The sequence below is a fragment of the Pelagibacterium sediminicola genome (assembly GCF_003390885.1).
In the GTDB taxonomy this organism is placed as follows: Bacteria; Pseudomonadota; Alphaproteobacteria; order Rhizobiales; family Devosiaceae; genus Pelagibacterium; species Pelagibacterium sediminicola.
Genome location: NZ_QMEL01000002.1, coordinates 197,463 through 217,126 on the forward strand (window position 1 = coordinate 197,463; position 19,664 = coordinate 217,126).

Consider the following 19,664-nt stretch of genomic DNA (forward strand, 5'->3'; position numbering starts at 1 on the left):
CACTACTGACCCAGGCCAAGCTCTGCAAGGATGGCATCGAAGGTGCCGTCGCGTGTCAGCGCTTCAATTGCCGCGTCGACCTCGGTGCGCAGGAACGTATCGTGCGAGGAAATAAGCGCGCCCACCTGAACCACAGGCGTTGGCACCGGATCGAGCGCGATCACCCGCAGGTCGCGCGCTTCGCTGTTGCTGGCCAGGATACGCGTCCAGGCCGGTTCCCAAAGCACCATGCCTTGCAGCGAGCCGTCCAGAAGGCGCGTCGTCATGAGATCGAAGTCGGCGTAAGGGAGGCGTTTCCAGCGCTCGCTTTCCCGCCTTTGCAGCATGGTGGTGATGAACACACGTTCGCCCAGGCTGGCAAGGGCGGTGCCGATCATGCTTCCCAGTGGAATATCGGCCAGCGCGTCATAATCGGGGTTGGCGGTGACGAGAACGAACGGCACCTCGGCATAAGGCCGGGTCATCGCCGCCCATTCAGGAAACGGCGAGCTTGGCTGAACGGCTATCCCCATGAACAGATCGCAATCATTGTGGAGGTGGATTTCCATCTCCGCGAGATAACCCTCGGCATTGATCGGAAAACCGGTCAGGGCCGGGACATATTCGACGTCGAGAAAGAGCGCGTCCGCGATAGCCTGCGCCACCGCGCGGTCCAGCGGACCTCCGGGGCTGGTGTCGTCGACGCAGGCGCGGATTCTGTCTCCCTGCGCTGGCCTCGACATATCGATAAGCTGGCGCGGCAACATCTGCCCGCTCACCGGGGCCGTGACGCCAGCCAATGCGCAAGCGGTCAATGCGATTTTGACGAACGGTTTCATCTGACGCGTCTTTCAAAAAGAGAAAGGGGCACTGTGGCCCCTTTCGCGGTTCGTGTTGCCGGGCTTGTCAAACGGTCCGGCAAAGAGCGGTTCCCTGCTCAAGAATCCGAATTCGGAAGCTTGAAGACAAAGACCGAGTTACCGGTGCCCGAAGGCAGCGGGATTTCGGGGAAGGCTGAGGAGATCGAACTGGCAGCGGCGCTGAAGCCCGTCGGGACGACAAGATACTGCTCGCCATCAAGCTCGTAAGTCATCGGCGAACCGCCAACCGGCGCGTTGAGGCGCTGCTCCCAGAGCACTTCACCGGTTTCCTGATCCCACGCCTTGACGTAACGGCCGGCATCGCCGCCGATCACAAGGCCACCGCCGGTGGTCAGGAGCGAGGAGGTCATGGACGGGCGCTGACGCACTTTCCATCCGCCATCCTCATCGCGCGTGGTGCCAACCTGGATGGCCTCCACCAGTCCGGCCTCGGTAATGCCTTCGGGCAGAACGCGCGGACCAAAGCGCATCGAGCCGGTCGCGTTGCCCGCCGTGAACTCGGTCTGGGTCGCCTCGACGACGTTACAGGCCTCGGTGAGCGGCACGTAAAAGCGCTGGGTCAGCGGGCTATAGGCACCGGCCTGCCAGAGCTTGCCGCCCGAAACGGAGGTGCAGATCAGCACTTCTTCGCCCAGGGCCTTGAGCATCAGGTCCTCATTGGTATGGACGGTGCCGTCCTCATCAATGCGGGAGACCGAGTTCTGGTAGACGGTTTCCTGGGACCAAAGATATTCGCCGGTGTCGCGGTCGAGCGCAAAAAAGATACCGTTCTTGCCCGGGACCGAAACCAGAAGGTGGCGCGTTTCCCCGTTTTCCTCGATGTCGACCAGTACGCGCTCGAACGGGCTGTCGAGGTCCCAGTCATCGCGCGGCAGGTGCTGGTAGTACCACTTGAGTTCGCCCGTATCGGCGTCGAGGGCCAGCGTCGAGTTGGTGTAAAGGGTGTCGCCGTCTTCGGAACCGCGAACCAGCGCCGCGTAAGGCGCGGGCATACCCACACCCCAGAACGTGGTGTTGGTGCGCGGGTCATACGAACCGGTCGCCCAGGGCGTGCCGCCCCAGCGGTTTTCCGGCGGCACATCGCCCCAGCTTGCCTGCTGCTCTGGATTGCTGGGATCGTCGAGCGTGTTGAAGCGCCACTGCTCTTCAAGCGTTTCAAAGTCGTGCGCAACGACATAGCAGCCGCCGGCGGTGCCCGAGATCGAACACCCTGAGATCGCCGAGATGATCGTGCCGTTCACGACGATCGGGCCAACGGTGTAGCTGTAGCCCACATTGTAGTCGAACGCCTGCACTTCACGCAGAACCTTGCCGTTGGTCGCATCGAGCACGATGATGCGGGCGTCGACGGTGGTCAGCACAACCGTGTCCTCATAAAGCGCGATCGAGTTCTTCTGGCGCCGGGACTGATAGTTCTGGTAGCCCCATTCGGCCGGGATCTGGGCCAGGGCCGGGCGGTATTCCCAGATCAGGTCGCCCGAGCGGGCGTCGAGAGCCTGAACGATGTTGTTGTTGGTCTGGAGGAACAGAACGCCGTCATGCATGAGCGGCGCGGTTTCCTGCAGGCCAACGTCGGCCATCGGCCATGCCCAGGCCAGTTGCAGCGAATCGACGGTTTCGCGATTGATCTGATCGAGCGAGCTGAAGCCCTGATTGTCGATCGTGCCGCGCCAGGAAATCCACTCGCTCGCGGGGGGATCGAGCACCATGTCGTTGGTGACCGGCGCGTAATTCTCGCGAACGCCTTGCGCGTTGGCAACGCCTATCAGCGCCGACGTACTGAGCGCCAGCGCCAGGGCCGACTTGAGTGTGAATTTGATCATGAAGTTCTCCTATTGAACTCAAACTCCGGGAACCTGCTGGTTCACCCGTATGCTGTGAGCGGTCCGGTCAATCGATGCTGGGAAGCGTTGTGCCCCAGGTATAAGCCTGAGGGACGCCTGAGGCTTCCTGCTCTTCCGGCTCGATCGAGGGGAGCGTTTTGCCCCACGTATAAGCCTGCGGAACGGCACTCGCCTCCGGTGCGGCAGCGGCTTCATCGTCGACCGTAGCGACCGGCGCTTCCGATGTCACGGCCGCAAGATTGATCGCCCTGAGCTCATCTTCATTTGCGGTCAGTTCGACATCCCCGCCCACGGCGCCATTCGCTTCCAGGATATAGGCAAGGATATCCACGTAGACCTCTTCATCCAGAGCCCCTGGCGCCTGCGGCGGCATTGCCGAGACGATGAAGCTGAACAGGCCGTGCGCGGTATCGAAGTTCTGCATGACCTCACGCCCCACGAGTGCGGGAGCGTCGGGACCCAGCAGAGCCGCGCCATGACACATGGCGCATTGGGTATCGTAGAACTTCTGCCCTTCAGTCGCCTGCTCGTCGGTAAATACACTTGCAGCAAAAGCGTGCGTGGCGGGAAAAACCAGCGCACCGGCAACTGCCAGCCCTAAGAATAACTTTTGTTTCGGGATGCTCAATCCTTGACTCCTAATATAAAACCGCACGGGATCTGAAAAAAGAGCCCGGAACAGGTGAGACTGCCTTAAAAAGAATGTTTGTTACGATCCAGGCGCCACGCGCATGCGATCGAGGTGCCGCAAACATATGTCCGTTGAATTTCGTTTCTCAAAGAAAAAGGCTTCGGGCTTCAAGGCCGCCACAGCCGTTTCCATCTCCTCCAGATCGATATTCAGGTTTGATTTCCTGCCGCCGCAAAGACATTTTCTATGTCCTTCCAGCCCCGACGCTTCCAGCGCCTGCTTGCCAGTATGGGAGCAAGCAAAACGCGTGCAGTCAATCCCCCAAAAGTCCAGTACGGCGAACTATGGGTCCTTGTTGTCTGGTTGTCAGGATCGTTTTGGCATTGCACGGTTCGACAAACGATGCTGACCGGACGTAGCCCATCGCAGGTGAATACGGGGCCCCCACTTTCCGATGAACGGGCGATCGCATCGAGGGAATCGTCGGGGCTCCCGCGATTGCGGCGGGTTCGGTCTGGACCCCGGAATGAATCCCGGGGCGACAAGCGAGCGTGGGGCAGATATCGGCCAAAACCATCAATGTCATTCCGGGACCCGTTCCCGGACTCCAGCGCGGTCCAACCCCGACCGCCATGGCAGGCCGTTTCCACCAAAACCTGAAACGGTCTAAACAACAGGGCGCGAGGCGTCTTCAAAAGAATGGAACTGCCGATGTCTATCTCGATCCGCCGGCTGGACTCCTCCGGTCTCGCCGAAATGCGCCGGTTGAATGTCCTGTTCGGCGAGGTCTTCGAAGACGCCGAGACCTATACGGCGGAACCGCCAACCGATGCCTGGCTGGCCGGCCTGTTGTCCAAAGATCATGTCGTCGCGCTCGTCGCAACGGATGGGTCCGCCGTGGTCGGCGGGCTGGTCGCCTACGTTCTGGAAAAGTTCGAGCGCGCGCGGTCCGAGATTTATATCTACGATCTTGCCGTTGCACAAACCCATCGCCGTCAGGGCATAGCGACAGCGCTCATCGAACATCTGCGCACGCTCGCGCCGGGCCTTGGCGCCTGGGTCGTTTACGTGCAGGCCGATTACGGCGATGCGCCCGCCATCGCCCTTTACACCGGGCTCGGCCAGCGGGAGGACGTCATGCATTTCGATATCGATGTGGACGGCAGGGATTGATCCCACCCGCAGCCGGAAAGGTGCTCAGATCGGCTTTGCGGCCAATATCCTGATCTCGTGCACGCGGCCGCCCGCCTCGAATTCGGCAGTGTCCCCCGGCCCGTTGTCCTCGAGCGCCCGGGCCAGCGGAGAGGTCCAGGCGATATAACCCGTCTTGGGATCCGCCTCGTCCTCGCCGACGATGCGGATGGTTTCCTGCTCCTTGTTGCGCTCGATGGTGACTTCCATCCCCATGCCCACCACATCGTCACCGGGCTCGCGCTCGATGATCTGCATCGATGCGCGGCGGTTCTCCCAATATCTGAGCTCGGGCTGAAGCGCCTCGCCCTCCTCGTCAGATGCGGCATTGAACAGGTCCATCAGCCGGTCCACCTCGGCTTCGATCAGCGCGGCGCCCCGCTTCGTCACGTAGTTCGGCGCACTGCTTATCGTGCGCTCGGGTGCCTGCACCTCGGCGATATCATCTGTCTCTTTGACGAATGCGCGGCTCATGATGCCCTCCTGGGAACATTCCCATCTAAGATAGGCATTGAGGCCCATACTATTCAATCGGCAACAGCCGGTTTTGTTTGTCCGGGGCTGGAGAGCCTTCCCGAATGAAAAAGGGCGCCCGCGCGGGGCGCCCTTTCGTTTTTCCTATCGAAACCTGATTATTCGCTCACCGCATCGAGGGCTTCCTGGGCGGCTTCATAAAGAGCTCGGCCGTCATGGCCCATGCCTTCCATCTCGGTGAACCATTCCTCGATGGTCACCTCGGCAGCTTCCCGCCAGCGGGCCGTTTCGGCTTCGTCCAGCGTTATGACGTTGTTCCCGGCATCGATGGCAATCTGCAGACCCACTTCGTCGCCATGATCCATGACGCGGCCAAATTCACGCGACACCTCGAGGCCGGAATTGGCATCGATCACCGCGCGCAGGTCGTCGGGCAGGGATTCATAAGTCGAACGGTTCATGACCACGCCAAAGGTCTGGGTGTAAAGGCCACGATCGCCCGAGAACCCGGTGTGGTTGGTCACCAGTTCCGAGATGCGCAGCGAGGGTGTGACCTCCCACGGCACGGTCGTGCCCTCGATCACGCCGCGCGAAAGCGCTTCGGTGGTTTGGGGCACGGGCATGCCGACCGGTTCCGCACCAAGATTGGCCAGCATGTCGGAAACGATGCGCGACCCACCGCGGATCTTCATGCCCTGGATATCCTCGAGCGCGTTGACCGGCTCGCTGGTGTGGAAAAGTCCGGGGCCGTGCGCATGGAGCGCAATGACGTGTACGCCGGTGAACTCGTCGGCAGCATGCTCCATTGCGTAGTTGTAAAGGGCGGCGGAGGTTTCCACGCCATTGGTCATCAGGAACGGCAGCTCGAACACTTCCGACTTGGGGAAACGGCCCGGCGTATAGCCCAGAATGGTCCACACGATATCGACGACCCCGTCCTGAGCCTGATCGTAAAGGCTCGCCGGCGTACCGCCCAGTTGCATGGCGTGATAGAGCTCGAACTGGATGCGTCCGTCGGATTCGGCGGTGACTTTCTCGGCCCATGGAATGATCGCCTGGGCGGGAATGGCCGCCTGGGCGGGCAGCATCTGATGGATGCGGAGCGTCACGTCCTGCGCCATCGCGGTGCCCGCGGTCATGATGACAGCGACCGACGACGCTGCGATCAGTTTACCGATATTCATGTTATCTCTCCCTTTTCGCATGACCTTGCATGCGGTTATGGCGCGTCGGGTGAAGGTCGTCCGGCGCGCCCGGTTGCGCTCCCTAATAGAGCCACCACACCATCGCCAACGTGATGCCGGGAAAGGCCACGAGGAGGATGGTACGAACGATATCGCTGGTAACGAAAGGCAGCACACCGCGGAACGTCTCTGAAAGCCGCGTTCCTTTGGCCAGCGAATTGATGATGACGAGGTTCATGCCTACCGGCGGGGTGATGAGGCCGACCTCGACAACGATCAGCACGATGATGCCGAACCAGATGGCGAATTCGTCCGGGCTCAGTCCGAAATCGAGCGCCGACATCATCGGGAAGATGATCGGTACGGTGAGCAGGACCATCGAAAGCGAATCCATCACACAGCCCAGGACCAGATAGAACAGCAGGACCACGGTCAGCACCACCCAGGGGTTATATCCCTGCCCCAACACCCAGTCGGCCGCAAACTGGGGCAGTTGCGAAAGCGCCAGAAAGCCGTTCAGCGCCGCCGCACCGAGGACGATGAGGAAAATCATCGCCGTCGCCGACGCCGTTTGCAGGATTGCGTCGGTCAGCTTGCGCCGCGAGAGCGTGCGCGAGACGAGCGCAATGACCGCCGTGCCGGCCGCACCGATGGCGGCGGCTTCGGTCGGCGTGAAGATGCCCGTATAGATGCCGCCGATGACAATGAAGAAGACCGCGATGACCGGCCAGATCCCGGCCAGGTCTCGCCAGCGTTCGCGATAGGGGACGCGGGGACGCGTTCCGCCCGATTCAGGCGAAACGCGCACATAGATCATGATAGCGATTGCATAACCGACCGCGGCAAGAATGCCCGGAACGATGGCGGCCATGAACAGCTTTGCGATGTTCTGCTCCGTCAGCACCGCGAAAATAACAAGGATCACCGAAGGCGGAATGAGGATGCCCAGCGTACCGCCTGCGGCGACCGCGCCGGTGGCAAGCGCTCCCGAGTACCCGTATTTGCGCATTTCGGGCAAAGCGACCTGCCCCATCGTGGCAGCGGTAGCGAGCGAAGAGCCGCAAATCGCGCCAAAACCCGTGCACGCGCCCACGGCGGCCATCGCCACACCGCCCTTGCGGTGCCCGAGCCAGCCGGCGGCGGTACGAAACAGCGCGGCCGACATGCCGCTCACCGTTGCGAACTGCCCCATCAGCAAAAAGAGCGGCACGACGGAAAACGAATAGCTGGCGAACGTGGTATAGGTGAGGTGCTTGAACTGGGAGAGGATCGCATTGGGGCTTCCGGTGACGATCCACATGCCGAACACTCCGACCCCGAGCATCGCGAGCCCGATCGGCACCCGGAGGAAGATGAGCAAAAGCATGACCGGAAAGCCGATGAGGCCGATAGCGAGACTGCTCATCAGTGCTGCACTCCGGAGGTGGCGACATCTTCGTCCTTGCCTTCCAGCGCGGCGCTCAGGCTGCGCCCCAGCACGTAAACGGCGATGATGACGAAGACGACCGCGCCCACGAACCCGGTGGCGTAGGCCCAGCCCATGGAAATTCTCAAAAGCAGGGTGGTTTCTCCATACCGGAACCTGTCCAGCATGCCGTAATAGAGCCGCCATGCGATGAATGCCGCCGCCGCCAGCATCATCAGATCGGTGATGACCAGGATCCAGCGGTTGACCGTCGGACCGAAACGATCGGTGAGGATGGACACGATCGCATTGCCGCGCTTGAGATGAGCCCATGGCATGAACGCAAATATCGCGAACCCGACGATGACCTCGGCGATCTCGTAATCACCGTAGATCGGGCGCAGACCCGCCCAGATCATGGCACGCCCCACGACGCTGACCACCACCATGCCGACCAGAACCAGCAGCGCGATCCCGCCGGCCAGCGCCATCACCATGGCCAGAAAATTGACTATGCGCCCAAGAGGCGAGTTATCATGAAACAATATTTCCTCCCGATCCGGCAACGCCCATCCCGTTTCCGGCCCTCTCTTCCTCCCGTCAGGCGCGATGGTTCCGCGCCAGGCGCCATTATGTTATGAATTATAACATATAGAATAGCATGGCAATCAAATTGCGTAGAGAACCGCCCGCTTGTCCGTTGCGTTATGGGCGATGGATGACAATTAGAGCAGGTCAGTATTTGACGGAATCGTCGGGGTTCCCGCGACTGCGGCGGGTTCGGTCTGGCCCCGGGAACAAATCCCGGGGTGACGAGCGGGAATAGGGCAGGTATCGGCCAAAGCCATCAATGTCATTCCGGGACCCGTTCCCGGCAATCCAGCGCAGTCCAACCCCAACCGCCGCAGCAGGCCGTTTCCATCAAGACCTGAAACGATCTAGTCGAGCAACCTGTCGAGCAGCGAGAAGAGCGCGTCGCGTTGCTCGATCCCGCCCACCTTTTCAATGTATTGCGCTTCAAACGTATCCTGCGTCTTGCGTATCCGGGCAACGAAGGCGTCGCCCGCCGGGGTGAGATGCAGGGCGTTCGCCCTGCGGTCCCCCGCCGCGACCCGGCGTTCGATCAGCCCGCGCTTTTCGAGCCGGTTGATGAGGGTGACGAAATTGGCGCGCTTGATGCCCAGCACCTCGGCGAACTCGGTCTGCTTGCGGCCCGGATTTTTCGCAATCAGCACCAGCACGCTGTATTCGGCCGGCCGCAGGTCGAAGGCTTCAAACGCGGCCTTGAAGTTCTTGAAGACCGAAAGCTGGGCGCGCCTGAGACGATAGCCGATGACATCGGTCGTGTCCTCGGTCTGCAACTGGGTCTCAGGCGCCGCCCCGCCCGTTTCATCGGCCATTTTCCTCGCCCCGCAAATATTGTTATGTTGCAGTACTTGCAGAGGCGATCCGGGAAGTAAAGCGCTGCCACGCCGTTCAGGCGTAGGCAACCTCATTGCCGCGCCTTGCAAGGTGCAGAAGGGCTTTTTGCAGGAGGATGAAGGCAAGCACCAGCGCGCCGATCACGATCTTAGTCCACCAGCTCGATAGCGTGCCGTCGAAAACGATGTAGACCTGGATCAGTCCCATGGTCAGCACGCCGATGAACGTTCCGAACATGTAGCCCGCACCGCCGGTGAGCAGGGTGCCGCCGATCACGACGGCGGCGATGGCCGTTAGTTCCGTTCCCACCGTCGCCAGCGAATAGCCCGAGCCGGTATAGATGGAAAAGACGATCCCCGAGAGCCCGGCCATGAAGCCGGAAAAGGCGTAGATCATCACCGTCACCCGGCCCTGCCGCACGCCCATCAGCCGCGCGGTGGCCTCACCGCCTCCGAAGGCGTAGACGGCGGTGCCAAAGCGTGTCTTGTGGACGATCAGCATACCGATGACGAAGACGACGAGCATGGTGATGCCGATCAGCGTCAGGCGCCCGCGCCCCGGCAGGAGAATGTAGGATTGCAGGACGTCGTAGAATTCGTGCTGGATGGGCACGGAATCGATCGAGAGCATGTAGGCCGCGCCGCGCGCAAGGAACATCCCCGCCAGCGTCACGATGAAGCCGGGCATGACGAGGGCGTGAACGAGCCCGCCCATCGCCGCGCCGAAGGCTGTGGTGATGGCCAGCAGCATGGCGAACACGACCATCGGGTGGAGCCCCGTGTCGCGCAGCACGACCGCGATGAAGACGCCTGAAAAGGCGATGACCGATCCCACCGAAAGATCGATCCCGCCCGCAAGGATCACGACGGTCATCCCCACGGCGACGATGCCGAGATAGGCGTTGTCGGTCAAAAGATTGCCCAGAACCCGCGTCGAGAACATGTTGGGAAACTGGATAAAGCAGATGACGAGCGCCAGCATGAAGATGGCGATGGTGGCGAAAAGCGGCAGCAGGCGGGCGTTTGTCATGGCTTGGGCTCTTCGGTTTGCGGCGCATGCCGGGCTTCGCGGCGCGACAGGAGGGCCGTGCGCAGGAAGGCGAAATGGCCTCCAAGGCTCGGCGATTGCACCACGAGGATCACAACGACCAGCGCGGCCTTGATGACGAGGTTGTACTCGGGCGGGAACCCGGCGAGCAGGATACCCGCATTGATCGTCTGGATGATGAGCGCGCCGATCACCGAGGCGGCGATGGAAAACCGCCCGCCGAGCAGCGAGTTGCCCCCGATCACGACCGCCAGAATGGCGTCGAGTTCGAGCCAGAGGCCGGCATTGTTGGCGTCCGCGCCGCGAATGTCGGCGGTGACGACCAGCCCGGCCAGCGCCGCACAAAAGCCGGCCACCGCATAGACCGCAATGAGCAGCACGCGGGCGTTGACGCCCGACAGCGCGCTGGCGCGGCGATTGATGCCCACCGCCTCGATCAGCATCCCGAGCGCGGTGCGGCGCAAGATCAGCGCCATCAAGACGGCGGTCGAGAACCATAGCCAGACGGGCACCGGAAGGCCCAGCAGCGTGCCCGAGCCGATCCAGGCAAACCCCGGATCGGTGAAGGTCAGGATGCGCCCTTCGGTGATGAGCTGGGCGATGCCGCGCCCCGCCGTCATCAGGATGAGGGTTGCAACGAAGGGCTGGATGCCCACGATGGCGACCAGCACCCCGTTCCAGAGCCCGCAGGCGATGCCCGCCGACAAGGCGATGAGCAGCGCCGGCCCCAGTCCGTATCCCGCCCCCACCGCCCAGGCGGCGGAAGCTCCGCAGATGGCGATGATCGCGCCAACCGAAAGGTCTATCCCCTTGGTGGCGATCACCAGTGTCATGCCCACGGCGAGCAGCGCCACCGGCGCACTGCGCTTGGCGGCGTCGACCAGCGGGCCGACGAGCCGCCCGTCGACCAGCGAAAGGTTGAGAAAGGAGGGAAAGATGAGGGTGATGAGCACGATCAGCGCGAACAGCGTGATCAGTTGCGGGGCGACGCGCCTCAGGACCGGAAAGATCATGCCGCCTCCTCCGGGTTGGCGTCCGGGGCGGCGATGGCGCGCACGATGGTGTCGGTGGTCATCTGGTCACCGGCCAGTTCGGCCACGTGCCGCCGGTCACGGACGACGATGATCCGATCCGACACCGCGATCAGTTCCTCGAGTTCGGATGAGATCACCAGAAGCGACATGCCCTTTTCGTTGAGTGCGCGGATGAGGCGCACGATCTCGGCGTGCGCGCCCACATCGATGCCGCGCGTGGGTTCATCGAGGATCAGGAAGCGCGGGTTCATGGCCAGCCAGCGCGCGAGGATCACCTTTTGCTGGTTGCCGCCCGAAAGCTCGCCGATCAGCTTTTCCCTTCCCGTGGTGCGGATATCGAGCTTTTCGATATATTCGTCGGCCAGCCGGTTCTGCTCGGCGCGCGGGATGGGCCGCATCCAGCCCTTGCTGGCCTGCAAGGCCAGCACGATGTTCTCGCGGATGGTGAGGTCGGCGACGATCCCGTCGGTCTTGCGGTCCTCGGGGGCAAAGCCGAATCCGGCGGCGATCGCCGCGCGCGGATTGCGGATATTGATCGGACCATTGGCATCCCGCGCCTCGCCGGTCTGGGCGGTCCTGATGCCATAGAGCAATTCGGCGCTTTCGGTGCGGCCCGAGCCCAAAAGTCCCGCCAGCCCGACGACCTCGCCCTCATGTATATCGAGATCGAACGGCTCGATGACGCCCTGCCGGCCGATATTGCGGAAACTGAATGCGATGGGGCGCCCGCCCTTTTCAGGCGCGGCGGCACCGGCGCGCGCTTCCACCTCGCTTTCGAGCGCGTGGCCGAGCATGTGTTCGATGAGTTTTACCCGGTCGATCCGGGCCGTATCCTCGGTGACGATCCGGCGCCCGTTACGCAGCACCGTGATGCGGTCGGAAATGGTGAACACCTGATCGAGAAAGTGGGAAATGAAGACGATCCCCAGCCCCCGGTCGCGCAAATCGCGCACCACCTTGAACAGCATCTCGACCTCGCGCGCATCGAGGCTGGCGGTCGGCTCGTCGAGGATCAGCACCTTGCCCGAAAGCGAGACGGCACGGGCAATGGCAACGATCTGCTGGATAGCGACCGAATAGGCGCCAAGATCGCGGTTGACGTCGATATCGAGCCCATAACCGTCGAGCATTTCCCTCGCCAGCCGCGTACGGGCGCGGGCATCGATCAGCCCGAAGCGCGTGGGTTCGCGTCCGAAGGTCAGGTTCTGCGCCACGGTCAGATTGGGCAGCAGGTTGACCTCCTGATAGACCGTGCCGATCCCCAGATCCTGCGCCTGCGAGGTCGAGCGCGGGTCGATCGCCTCGCCCTCGAGCGCGATGGTTCCCGCGTCGCGGTGATAGGCCCCGGTCAGGCACTTGATGAGTGTGGATTTTCCCGCGCCGTTTTCTCCCAGCAGAGCATGGACCTCGCCCGCCGCCAGATCGAAATCGACGGCATCGAGCGCCCTGCTGCCAAGGAACGACTTGCTGAGATTTTTGACGGTCAACAGCACGCGTTCACGCCCCTCCCCTTATGCGTGTAACCAACGACGCGGGGACAATGCGCCCCGCGTCCTTTCTCCGGCTCTAGTAGCCGAGGTCCTTGCGGGTATCGTACTCACCTTGCGGATCATCGGCCTGGGTGTAAAGGGTCGATTCCGTCTGGATGAACTTGGGTGGAACGGTGCCGTCGGCCCAATAGGCTTCAAGGGCATCGAAAGCCGGTCCGGCCATGTTCGGGGTCAGTTCCACCGTGGCGTTGGCCTCACCGTTGGCGATGGCCAGGAAGACATCGGGCACCGCGTCGATGGAAACGACGAGGATATCCTCGCCGGGCTTGAGACCCGCCTCGTTGATCGCCTGGATCGCGCCGAGCGCCATGTCGTCATTGTGCGCATAAACCGCACAGATGCCGGCGCCACCACCCTCGGCCTGCAGGAAGCCCTCCATCACCGTCTTGCCGCCCGAACGGGTGAAGTCGCCCGTCTGGCTGCGCACGATCTCGATATTGTCGTGATCGGCGATGGCCTGCTCGAAACCGGTCTTGCGGTCAATAGCCGGGCTCGATCCGGTCGTACCCTGAAGCTCGGCCACGCGGCAGTCTTCACCGGCAACGGTATCGACCAGCCACTGGCCGGCGACCGCGCCTTCATGCACGAGATCGGAGCCCACGGCGGTCAGGTAAAGATCATCGGAGCTGTCCACCATGCGGTCGAGCAGGATGACGGGGATTTCGGCTTCAGCGGCCTCTTCGAGCACCGCATCCCAACCGGTTTCCACGACCGGCGCGAGCAGGATCGCATCGACGCCCTGCGCAACGAACGAACGGATCGCCGCAATCTGGTTTTCCTGACGCTGCTGGGCGTCCGAGAAGCGCAGGTCGTAGCCGCGTTCCTCGGCCTCCATGCGCGTCAGGGTCGTTTCAGCGGCGCGCCAGCCCGATTCCGAGCCGATCTGCGAAAAGCCGATGACCTGGGCAAAAGCGCCACCGGTGGTCAGTGCGACGATAGCCGTCGAGGCCAGAAATGTCTTGTAGGTCATGGGTTCCTCCCTGGGTTTGACCATAGACTATGATTTGTAACGGCCGGAGCGGATGGGCCCGCTCCGGGTCTAGCGGTCCCTCATTCCGGGTGCGCCGGGATGGGTGGGACCAAGCCGTCCGGCGGCAAATGCGCCGGAGCGTTCCTTGGGAAACGGGCGGCTCATCGCTGCGTGTCCCAGAAAAACGGTTCAACCGCGTTGCGGCGCGCGAGCATCATCGCGTCGGCCACATGCACCATCGGGGAGAGATCGACATCGGATTTCCTGGCCCTGACGAGTTCGGCCATCCGGACGTAAAGCGCGGGGTATTCGCCAGAAAGCGTTTCCTCGCTCTCGATGGCACGGCCATCGATTTCGAGCACATTGCCGCCCATCCCCAGCACCAGCCGCCCCGCGTCCGTTTCGAGCGTGATGTCCCAGGTTTGCGGCCCCTCCTGCCGCCAGTCGAAATCGGCCGTGATACCGCCCGAAAAGCGCAAGCGCGCCGCGATGGGGGTCTGGCGGTTGGCCGGAACATCGAGTTCGGCGGAGGCCAGATGGACGGGCGCGGGCAGGATCTCGGTGAGGATCGAAAGCGCGTTGATGCCGGGATCGAAAACGCCCATCCCGCCCGGCTCGAACACCCAGTCCTGCCCCGGATGCCAGTGGCGCACGTCCTCGCGCCAGACGATTTTCCCCGAAAGAACGGTCTTGCCTGCGAGCCAGTCCCGCGCAGCCGCCACGCCCCGGGCCATGCGGCTGTGCCAGGTGGCAAAAAGCGTCAGCCCCTTCTGCCGCGCGTGTCTTTCGAGCGCATGGACCTCGGCCAGTGTCGCGCCGGGCGGCTTTTCGAGCATTGCGTGCCGTCCCGCCTCCAGCACAGCACGGGCATAGTCGTAGCGGGGCGCCGGCGGCATCGCCAGCGAGACCGCCTCGATATCGGGCCGCTGTGCGAGCAGTTCGGAAAGATCGGAAAAAGCGGGCACACCCTCAACGCTCGCGTTACGCGAGACGGTCGCGGCCAGTTCCCAGTCCTTCGATGCGGCCAGCGCGGGGATGTGCTGGTCGAGCGCGATCTTACCGATGCCTGCGAGTGCCAGTTTCATCAATGGCTGTCCCTCCCCACCGCTCTGCCGCGCTTGCCGCGCAGGAAATCGAGATCGGCCCCGGTATCGGCACCCTCGACGTGCTGCTGGTGCAGCCATGCGTAACCGGAACCGGCCATCTCGTGCGTCGGCGTCCAGGCGGCAAGCCGCTCGGCAAGCTCGGTATCGGAAATGTCCAGATGCAGCCGCCGTGCCTCGACATCGATCTCGATCACGTCGCCTGTGCGCACCACGGCCAGCGGCCCGCCCGCAGCAGCTTCGGGGCTTGTGTGCAGCACCACGGTGCCGTAGGCGGTGCCCGACATGCGCGCGTCTGAAATCCGCACCATGTCGGTGATGCCCTTGCGCAGCACCTTGGGCGGCAGGCCCATATTGCCGACCTCGGACATGCCGGGATAACCCTTGGGGCCGCAATTCTTGAGCACCATCACGCAGGTCTCGTCGATGTCGAGCGCCTCATCCTCGATCCTTGCCTTGTAGTCGTCGATATCCTCGAAGACGACCGCGCGGCCACGGTGTTTCATGAGATGGGGCGAGGCCGCCGAAGGTTTGAGTACCGCGCCCCTGGGCGCGAGGTTGCCCTTGAGCACCACGATGCCGCCCGATCGGGTCAGCGCCTTGTCGGCGGGCCGGATGACCTCCTCGTTCCAGTTGCGGACGTCCTTGACGTCGTCCCAGATCGCCCCGCCCGAAACGGTCAGCGCATCCTTGTGCAACAATCCCGCTTCCCCCAGCCGCTTGAGGACGACCGGCAGCCCGCCGGCATAGAAGAACTCTTCCATCAAATAGTGGCCCGAGGGCTGGAGATTGACGATCATCGGGATGTCGCGCCCGCAGCGGTCCCAGTCGTCCAGCGTCAGATCGATGCCCACGCGGCCCGCGATTGCCAGAAGGTGGATCACCGCGTTGGTCGACCCGCCGATGGCGGCGTTGGTGCGGATGGCGTTCTCGAACGCCTGCCTTGTCAGCACGTCAGAGGGCTTGAGGTCATCCTTGACCATCTGGACGATACGCCGCCCGGTAAGTTGCGCCATGACACGCCGCCGCGCATCGACCGCGGGAATCGCCGCGTTACCCGACAGCGCCATGCCGAGCGCTTCGGCCATCGAGGCCATGGTGGAAGCGGTGCCCATGGTGTTGCACGAACCCGCCGAGCGGGTAACGGCGGCTTCGGCTTCGAGAAAATCGTCCTGGGTCATCTCCCCGGCCTTGACGGCCTCCGAGAACTGCCACAGATGCGTCCCCGCCCCCACCGCCTTGCCGCGCCACCAGCCATTGAGCATCGGCCCGCCGGACACCACGATCGAGGGAATGTCGGTCGATGCCGCCGCCATCATCAGCGAAGGGGTGGTCTTGTCGCACCCCACCATCAGCACCGCGCCATCGATAGGCTGGCCGCGCATGGCTTCCTCGACCGACATGGCGGCAAGGTTGCGGAACATCATGGCCGTGGGGCGGAAGGTGTTTTCGGACGCCGAGAACACCGGCACTTCGAGCGGGAAGCCGCCCGCCTCCCAGATGCCCGCCTTCACCTTCCTCGCCAATTCGTCCAGATGCCCGTTGCAGGGGGTGAGTTCCGACCAGGTGTTGAGGATGCCGATGACCGGGCGGCCATCGAAGAGATCGTCGGGATGCCCCTGGTTCTTGAGCCAGCCGCGATGATAGATCGCGTCGCGCGACGTGCCGCCATACCAGTGCTGGGAGCGCAGCTTTCGGGGCCAGGGCGCGGGTTTGAACGTCATTTGCGCCCCCTATAGCGCCCGGACGCGGGCAACGCCCGTGTCCTCGGCGCGCGCCAGCGGGTTGACCAGCGGCAGCCCAAATGGCGCCGCCTCGATCTCGAAGACATCGCCGGGCTCGGTCTTGACCCCATCGGCAAAGCTCAGCGTTGCCGTGCCGAACATATGGACGTGGACGTCGCCGGGCTGACGGAAGATGGGATATTTGAAATGGTGATGCTCGAGATTGGCCAGCGCGTGGGACATGTTGGCCTCGCCCGAAAGGAACGGCTTTTGCCAGATCACCTCGCCGTTGCGGCGGATGCGTGAGGTGCCCTCGATATGGGCGGGCAACTCGCCCACGAGGATTTCCGGGCCGAACGACGCCATGCGCAATTTGGAGTGCGCGAGCCAGAGATAGTTGACCCGCTCGGTGACGTGGTCGGAAAATTCGTTGGCCAGCGCCCAGCCGATCCGGCAGGGCGTGCCGTCCGCCGCGATGATATAAACCCCGGCCACTTCCGGCTCCTCGCCGCCATCCTCGGCAAAGGCGGGCATGGTGAGCGTTTCGCCGGGCGCGGCCAGCGCGTGGCCGTTGCCCTTGTAGAACCATTCGGGCTGCGCGCCGGGGAGGGACGTGGGCTTGCCGCCTTCGAGCCCCATGCGGAACATGCGCATGGAATCGGTCAGCGTCGCGTCATCGGCGCTCGCCTTGGCGTGCATGGCGTCGCGGGTGGCGGCAGAGCCGAGATGGGTCAGCCCGGTGCCGGTCAGGTGCAGATGGGCGGGATCGGGGTGGGTGATGGGCGCGAGCAGCCGCCCTTCGAGTGACGCCCTTTCGATGTCGATGGCTTCGCCCAGCCCCTTTTCACCGATGGTCTCGGCAAGGCTGCGGCCACTGTCGGCGCATTCGCGCGCGAGGTCATAGAGCGTCGTGTTCCTGCCAAGTACATAGGCTTCCGAGCCTTCCCGGACGACGACTTGCGTCCGGCCATCGACAGTACGGCATTGGGAAACCAGCATTTCATCCTCATTTTCATACCGCCCGCGGCGCAAATTTTCGGAAAGTGCGGGCGAGGTGCACATTGACTTGACTCAACATGCAATTCAAATATCTCTTCTGCGCCTAATTATACCGAAAACGATATATCTATGCCGTATCGCAAAGTGCAGGACGAGTTTATCCGCAAGGGGCTGAGACTGCCGCATCTGCGGCTACTGATCGCGCTTGAGGCCACCGGCCAGATGTCCGGCGCCGCCTCCCATCTTTCGATCACCCAGCCGGCGGCTTCGCGCCTCATGGCCGAGCTTGAGCGCATCGCGGGCACCTCGCTCTATACGCGCCACGCAAGGGGCGTTATCCTCACCCGGGCCGGGGCGCTGCTGGCCGAAAAAGCGCATGCCATCCTGCGCCAGCTCAACGATGCGAGCCAGGAGATCGGCGAAATGGTCGAGGGCGTGCGCGGCCATGTGCGCATCGGCGCGGTGACCGGCCCGGCGCTCGAAATCGTGCTGCCCGCTCTGCGTGAATTGCGCATCGCCTTCCCCGAGATCCAGATTTCGGTCGATATCGAGACCTCCGACAAGCTGGCCGGGTCGCTGCTGTCGCGCGAACTTGATTTTTACATCGGGCGGCTACCCGACAGTCTCGATGGCCGCACGGTGCGCATGCGCAGGATCGGGCCCGAGCCGGTCAGCTTCGTTGTGCGCTCCGAACATCCGCTTACGCGGAAAAAGGCCATCACGATCACCCAGTGCCTGCCCTTCGACTGGGTCATGCAGCCGCCGAACGGGCTGATGCGGCGGGAGGTCGAAGCCTATCTCCTGGAAAACGGCTACCCGATCCCGGCGCGTATCCTGAGCACCAGTTCGCTGCTCCTCACGCTTGCGATCATCAGCGAAACCAACGCCATCGCGCCCCTTGCCCGTTCGGTGGCCGAGTTCTATTCCCGGCGGAGCGGACTGGGTGGCAATATCGCCCTGCTCGACCTGACCGATCGCCTTGCCGTTTCGCCCTTTTCTTTCGTTTTCCCCGCCGGGCACGACCTCTCCCCGGCCGCCCAGCGCGTCCTTGCGGCGCTCGAGCGCAGGGTCCCGGCTGTTCCAGCAGGGCGCGCCTGAAGGCGGGCGAGACCTTGCGGCGTCATATCCACCGGGGTTCCTGAACGAGTTCCACGCCAAACCGCTCGCGCACCGACGTCTTCACCCGTTCGGCCAGCTCGGCCACATCTTCCTGGCGCGCGGTGCCCAGATTGACGAGCACGAGGGCATGATCGGCGCTGATCCCGGCGTCCCCGATTCTCGTCCCCTTGAGCCCGCATCTCTCGATCAGCCAGCCCGCCGAGAGTTTGGCCGCGCCGCCGGGGAGGGCGTAGACGGGCATATCGGGATATTCTTCCCGCAAGCGCCCGGCCTGCGGGCCCGGTATGGTGGGGTTGTGGAAGAAAGACCCCGCATTGCCGATTTTCCGCCAGTCGGGCAATTTGCGCCCGCGCAGGGCGAGAACGGCGTCCTTGATCGTAACGGGCGTAGCGGTTTCCAGCCCCCCGAGACCGCTATATCCGGTCCGGGGCCGCCAGGCACCGGGCAGCACCAACGTCACCTCGACAATGACGAAGCGGCCCGATTGCTGCTTGAAAATGCTGTCGCGGTAGGAGAACTGGCACGCATCGCGCTCATAGCGGTGAAATTGTTGCGTGTGCATGTCGAACGCAACGAGCGAATCGAAGAATTCGGCGAGCTCGGCGCCATAGGCCCCGATGTTCTGGACGGGCGCCGCGCCCACCGTTCCGGGAATCCCTGCGAGATTTTCAAGTCCGGGCAGGTCGTTGTCCAGCGTCCATTCGACAAGGCCGTGCCAGGATTCTCCCGCCCCTACCGTCACGCGCGTGCCTTGGGGCGAGCTTTTGAGAATCTCGCGGCCCTCGATCTTCATCAGCGCGACAAGGGCATCGATGTGCCGGTTGAGCACCACATTACTGCCCTCGCCCAACACATGGAAGGCGAGCCCGCTCTCCCACGCATGGCGCACCGCTTCGCGCACCTCGTCCTGATCGCGGACGACCCCGCCCAGCCTCGCATGAGAAACAAGGCCAAGGGTATTGTGGGCCGAAAGGTCGAAATCGGTTTCGGGACGCATGGACCACCTGGATTGGGCTTCTTAAAGCCCTGTCAGTGCACGCCGGCGCGGCGGGGTGTCAAGCGGTTGGTGGCCGCCGGGCCTTCATGCGCCTCGCAATCTTGCACACG

The 19,664-nt window shown here is 63.2% G+C and carries 18 protein-coding genes; 2 read left to right on the forward strand and 16 right to left on the reverse strand.

Annotated elements, in window-relative coordinates; translation table 11 throughout:
* Nucleotides 1–2 precede the first annotated feature (2 nt).
* From DQG18_RS04165 to DQG18_RS04175, 3 genes are all read right to left on the reverse strand, one after another.
* Nucleotides 3–818 (reverse strand): substrate-binding periplasmic protein, encoded by an 816-nt coding sequence (locus DQG18_RS04165; protein ID WP_116652979.1) that lies wholly within the window; start codon nt 816–818, stop codon nt 3–5.
* 98 nt (nt 819–916) lie between these two features.
* Nucleotides 917–2,683, reverse strand: coding sequence for a pyrroloquinoline quinone-dependent dehydrogenase (locus DQG18_RS04170; protein ID WP_116652980.1), 1,767 nt, complete (start codon nt 2,681–2,683; stop codon nt 917–919).
* Nucleotides 2,684–2,750: 67 nt separating this feature from the next.
* Nucleotides 2,751–3,332 carry a c-type cytochrome gene (locus tag DQG18_RS04175; protein ID WP_116652981.1) on the reverse strand — a complete coding sequence of 194 codons (582 nt, stop codon included), beginning with the start codon at nt 3,330–3,332 and terminating at the stop codon, nt 2,751–2,753.
* Between the two features lie 714 nt (nt 3,333–4,046).
* Between DQG18_RS04175 and DQG18_RS04180 the strand changes: the two genes are divergently transcribed.
* Entirely contained in the window at nt 4,047–4,508 is a 462-nt protein-coding gene (locus DQG18_RS04180; protein ID WP_116653368.1) for an AAC(3)-I family aminoglycoside N-acetyltransferase, read from the forward strand.
* 24 nt (nt 4,509–4,532) lie between these two features.
* Here DQG18_RS04180 and DQG18_RS04185 read toward each other — a convergent pair whose 3' ends face one another.
* The 12 genes from DQG18_RS04185 to araD1 form a co-directional block, all read right to left on the reverse strand.
* Nucleotides 4,533–5,000, reverse strand: coding sequence for a GreA/GreB family elongation factor (locus DQG18_RS04185; protein ID WP_157969994.1), 468 nt, complete (start codon nt 4,998–5,000; stop codon nt 4,533–4,535).
* A gap of 158 nt (nt 5,001–5,158) precedes the next feature.
* A complete protein-coding gene (locus DQG18_RS04190; protein WP_116652983.1) occupies nt 5,159–6,184 on the reverse strand; it encodes a TRAP transporter substrate-binding protein in 1,026 nt (341 codons plus the stop codon).
* 82 nt (nt 6,185–6,266) lie between these two features.
* Nucleotides 6,267–7,589, reverse strand: coding sequence for a TRAP transporter large permease (locus DQG18_RS04195; RefSeq protein ID WP_116652984.1), 1,323 nt, complete (start codon nt 7,587–7,589; stop codon nt 6,267–6,269).
* The gene (locus DQG18_RS04200) at nt 7,589–8,134 is read right to left on the reverse strand and encodes a TRAP transporter small permease (protein WP_116652985.1); all 546 of its coding nucleotides are present in this window, start codon (nt 8,132–8,134) and stop codon (nt 7,589–7,591) included. The genes DQG18_RS04195 and DQG18_RS04200 overlap by 1 nt, the downstream gene beginning before the upstream one ends.
* A 393-nt stretch (nt 8,135–8,527) precedes the next feature.
* Entirely contained in the window at nt 8,528–8,989 is a 462-nt protein-coding gene (locus DQG18_RS04205; RefSeq protein ID WP_116652986.1) for a MarR family winged helix-turn-helix transcriptional regulator, read from the reverse strand.
* A gap of 76 nt (nt 8,990–9,065) precedes the next feature.
* Complete coding sequence (gene yjfF, locus DQG18_RS04210) at nt 9,066–10,040, reverse strand: galactofuranose ABC transporter, permease protein YjfF (protein WP_116652987.1); 975 nt, start codon at nt 10,038–10,040, stop codon at nt 9,066–9,068.
* Nucleotides 10,037–11,071: an ABC transporter permease gene (locus tag DQG18_RS04215; protein WP_116652988.1), complete on the reverse strand. Its 1,035-nt coding sequence runs from the start codon at nt 11,069–11,071 to the stop codon at nt 10,037–10,039. Before DQG18_RS04215 ends, yjfF begins: the two co-directional genes overlap by 4 nt.
* Nucleotides 11,068–12,585, reverse strand: coding sequence for a sugar ABC transporter ATP-binding protein (locus DQG18_RS04220; RefSeq protein ID WP_116652989.1), 1,518 nt, complete (start codon nt 12,583–12,585; stop codon nt 11,068–11,070). Before DQG18_RS04220 ends, DQG18_RS04215 begins: the two co-directional genes overlap by 4 nt.
* 73 nt (nt 12,586–12,658) lie before the next feature.
* Nucleotides 12,659–13,612, reverse strand: a complete 954-nt coding sequence (gene ytfQ / locus DQG18_RS04225) for a galactofuranose ABC transporter, galactofuranose-binding protein YtfQ (RefSeq protein WP_116652990.1) — start codon at nt 13,610–13,612, stop codon at nt 12,659–12,661.
* A 161-nt stretch (nt 13,613–13,773) separates the two neighbouring features.
* Nucleotides 13,774–14,697, reverse strand: coding sequence for a Gfo/Idh/MocA family protein (locus tag DQG18_RS04230; protein ID WP_116652991.1), 924 nt, complete (start codon nt 14,695–14,697; stop codon nt 13,774–13,776).
* Nucleotides 14,697–16,439 carry an L-arabinonate dehydratase gene (gene araD, locus DQG18_RS04235; protein ID WP_116652992.1) on the reverse strand — a complete coding sequence of 581 codons (1,743 nt, stop codon included), beginning with the start codon at nt 16,437–16,439 and terminating at the stop codon, nt 14,697–14,699. The genes DQG18_RS04230 and araD overlap by 1 nt, the downstream gene beginning before the upstream one ends.
* Before the next feature lie 9 nt (nt 16,440–16,448).
* A complete protein-coding gene (gene araD1, locus DQG18_RS04240) occupies nt 16,449–17,438 on the reverse strand; it encodes an AraD1 family protein (RefSeq protein WP_116653369.1) in 990 nt (329 codons plus the stop codon).
* 129 nt (nt 17,439–17,567) lie between these two features.
* On the opposite strand from araD1, the gene DQG18_RS04245 reads away from it, so the two are divergent.
* Nucleotides 17,568–18,536, forward strand: a complete 969-nt coding sequence (locus DQG18_RS04245) for a LysR family transcriptional regulator (protein ID WP_116652993.1) — start codon at nt 17,568–17,570, stop codon at nt 18,534–18,536.
* 22 nt (nt 18,537–18,558) lie between these two features.
* On the opposite strand, the gene murB is transcribed toward DQG18_RS04245, so the two are convergent.
* Nucleotides 18,559–19,554 carry a UDP-N-acetylmuramate dehydrogenase gene (gene murB / locus DQG18_RS04250; RefSeq protein WP_116652994.1) on the reverse strand — a complete coding sequence of 332 codons (996 nt, stop codon included), beginning with the start codon at nt 19,552–19,554 and terminating at the stop codon, nt 18,559–18,561.
* Between the last annotated feature and the right edge of the window lie 110 nt (nt 19,555–19,664).

What these genes read in the sequence shown, in the direction of transcription:
- DQG18_RS04165 (WP_116652979.1), bottom strand. Translation starts at nt 818, where the DNA reads ATGAAACCGTTCGTCAAAATCGCATTGACCGCTTGCGCATTGGCTGGC.
- DQG18_RS04170 (WP_116652980.1), bottom strand. Translation starts at nt 2,683, where the DNA reads ATGATCAAATTCACACTCAAGTCGGCCCTGGCGCTGGCGCTCAGTACG.
- DQG18_RS04180 (WP_116653368.1), top strand. Translation starts at nt 4,047, where the DNA reads ATGTCTATCTCGATCCGCCGGCTGGACTCCTCCGGTCTCGCCGAAATG.
- DQG18_RS04185 (WP_157969994.1), bottom strand. Translation starts at nt 5,000, where the DNA reads ATGAGCCGCGCATTCGTCAAAGAGACAGATGATATCGCCGAGGTGCAG.
- DQG18_RS04190 (WP_116652983.1), bottom strand. Translation starts at nt 6,184, where the DNA reads ATGAATATCGGTAAACTGATCGCAGCGTCGTCGGTCGCTGTCATCATG.
- DQG18_RS04195 (WP_116652984.1), bottom strand. Translation starts at nt 7,589, where the DNA reads ATGAGCAGTCTCGCTATCGGCCTCATCGGCTTTCCGGTCATGCTTTTG.
- DQG18_RS04205 (WP_116652986.1), bottom strand. Translation starts at nt 8,989, where the DNA reads ATGGCCGATGAAACGGGCGGGGCGGCGCCTGAGACCCAGTTGCAGACC.
- yjfF (WP_116652987.1), bottom strand. Translation starts at nt 10,040, where the DNA reads ATGACAAACGCCCGCCTGCTGCCGCTTTTCGCCACCATCGCCATCTTC.
- DQG18_RS04215 (WP_116652988.1), bottom strand. Translation starts at nt 11,071, where the DNA reads ATGATCTTTCCGGTCCTGAGGCGCGTCGCCCCGCAACTGATCACGCTG.
- ytfQ (WP_116652990.1), bottom strand. Translation starts at nt 13,612, where the DNA reads ATGACCTACAAGACATTTCTGGCCTCGACGGCTATCGTCGCACTGACC.
- DQG18_RS04230 (WP_116652991.1), bottom strand. Translation starts at nt 14,697, where the DNA reads ATGAAACTGGCACTCGCAGGCATCGGTAAGATCGCGCTCGACCAGCAC.
- araD (WP_116652992.1), bottom strand. Translation starts at nt 16,439, where the DNA reads ATGACGTTCAAACCCGCGCCCTGGCCCCGAAAGCTGCGCTCCCAGCAC.
- araD1 (WP_116653369.1), bottom strand. Translation starts at nt 17,438, where the DNA reads ATGCTGGTTTCCCAATGCCGTACTGTCGATGGCCGGACGCAAGTCGTC.
- DQG18_RS04245 (WP_116652993.1), top strand. Translation starts at nt 17,568, where the DNA reads ATGCCGTATCGCAAAGTGCAGGACGAGTTTATCCGCAAGGGGCTGAGA.
- murB (WP_116652994.1), bottom strand. Translation starts at nt 19,554, where the DNA reads ATGCGTCCCGAAACCGATTTCGACCTTTCGGCCCACAATACCCTTGGC.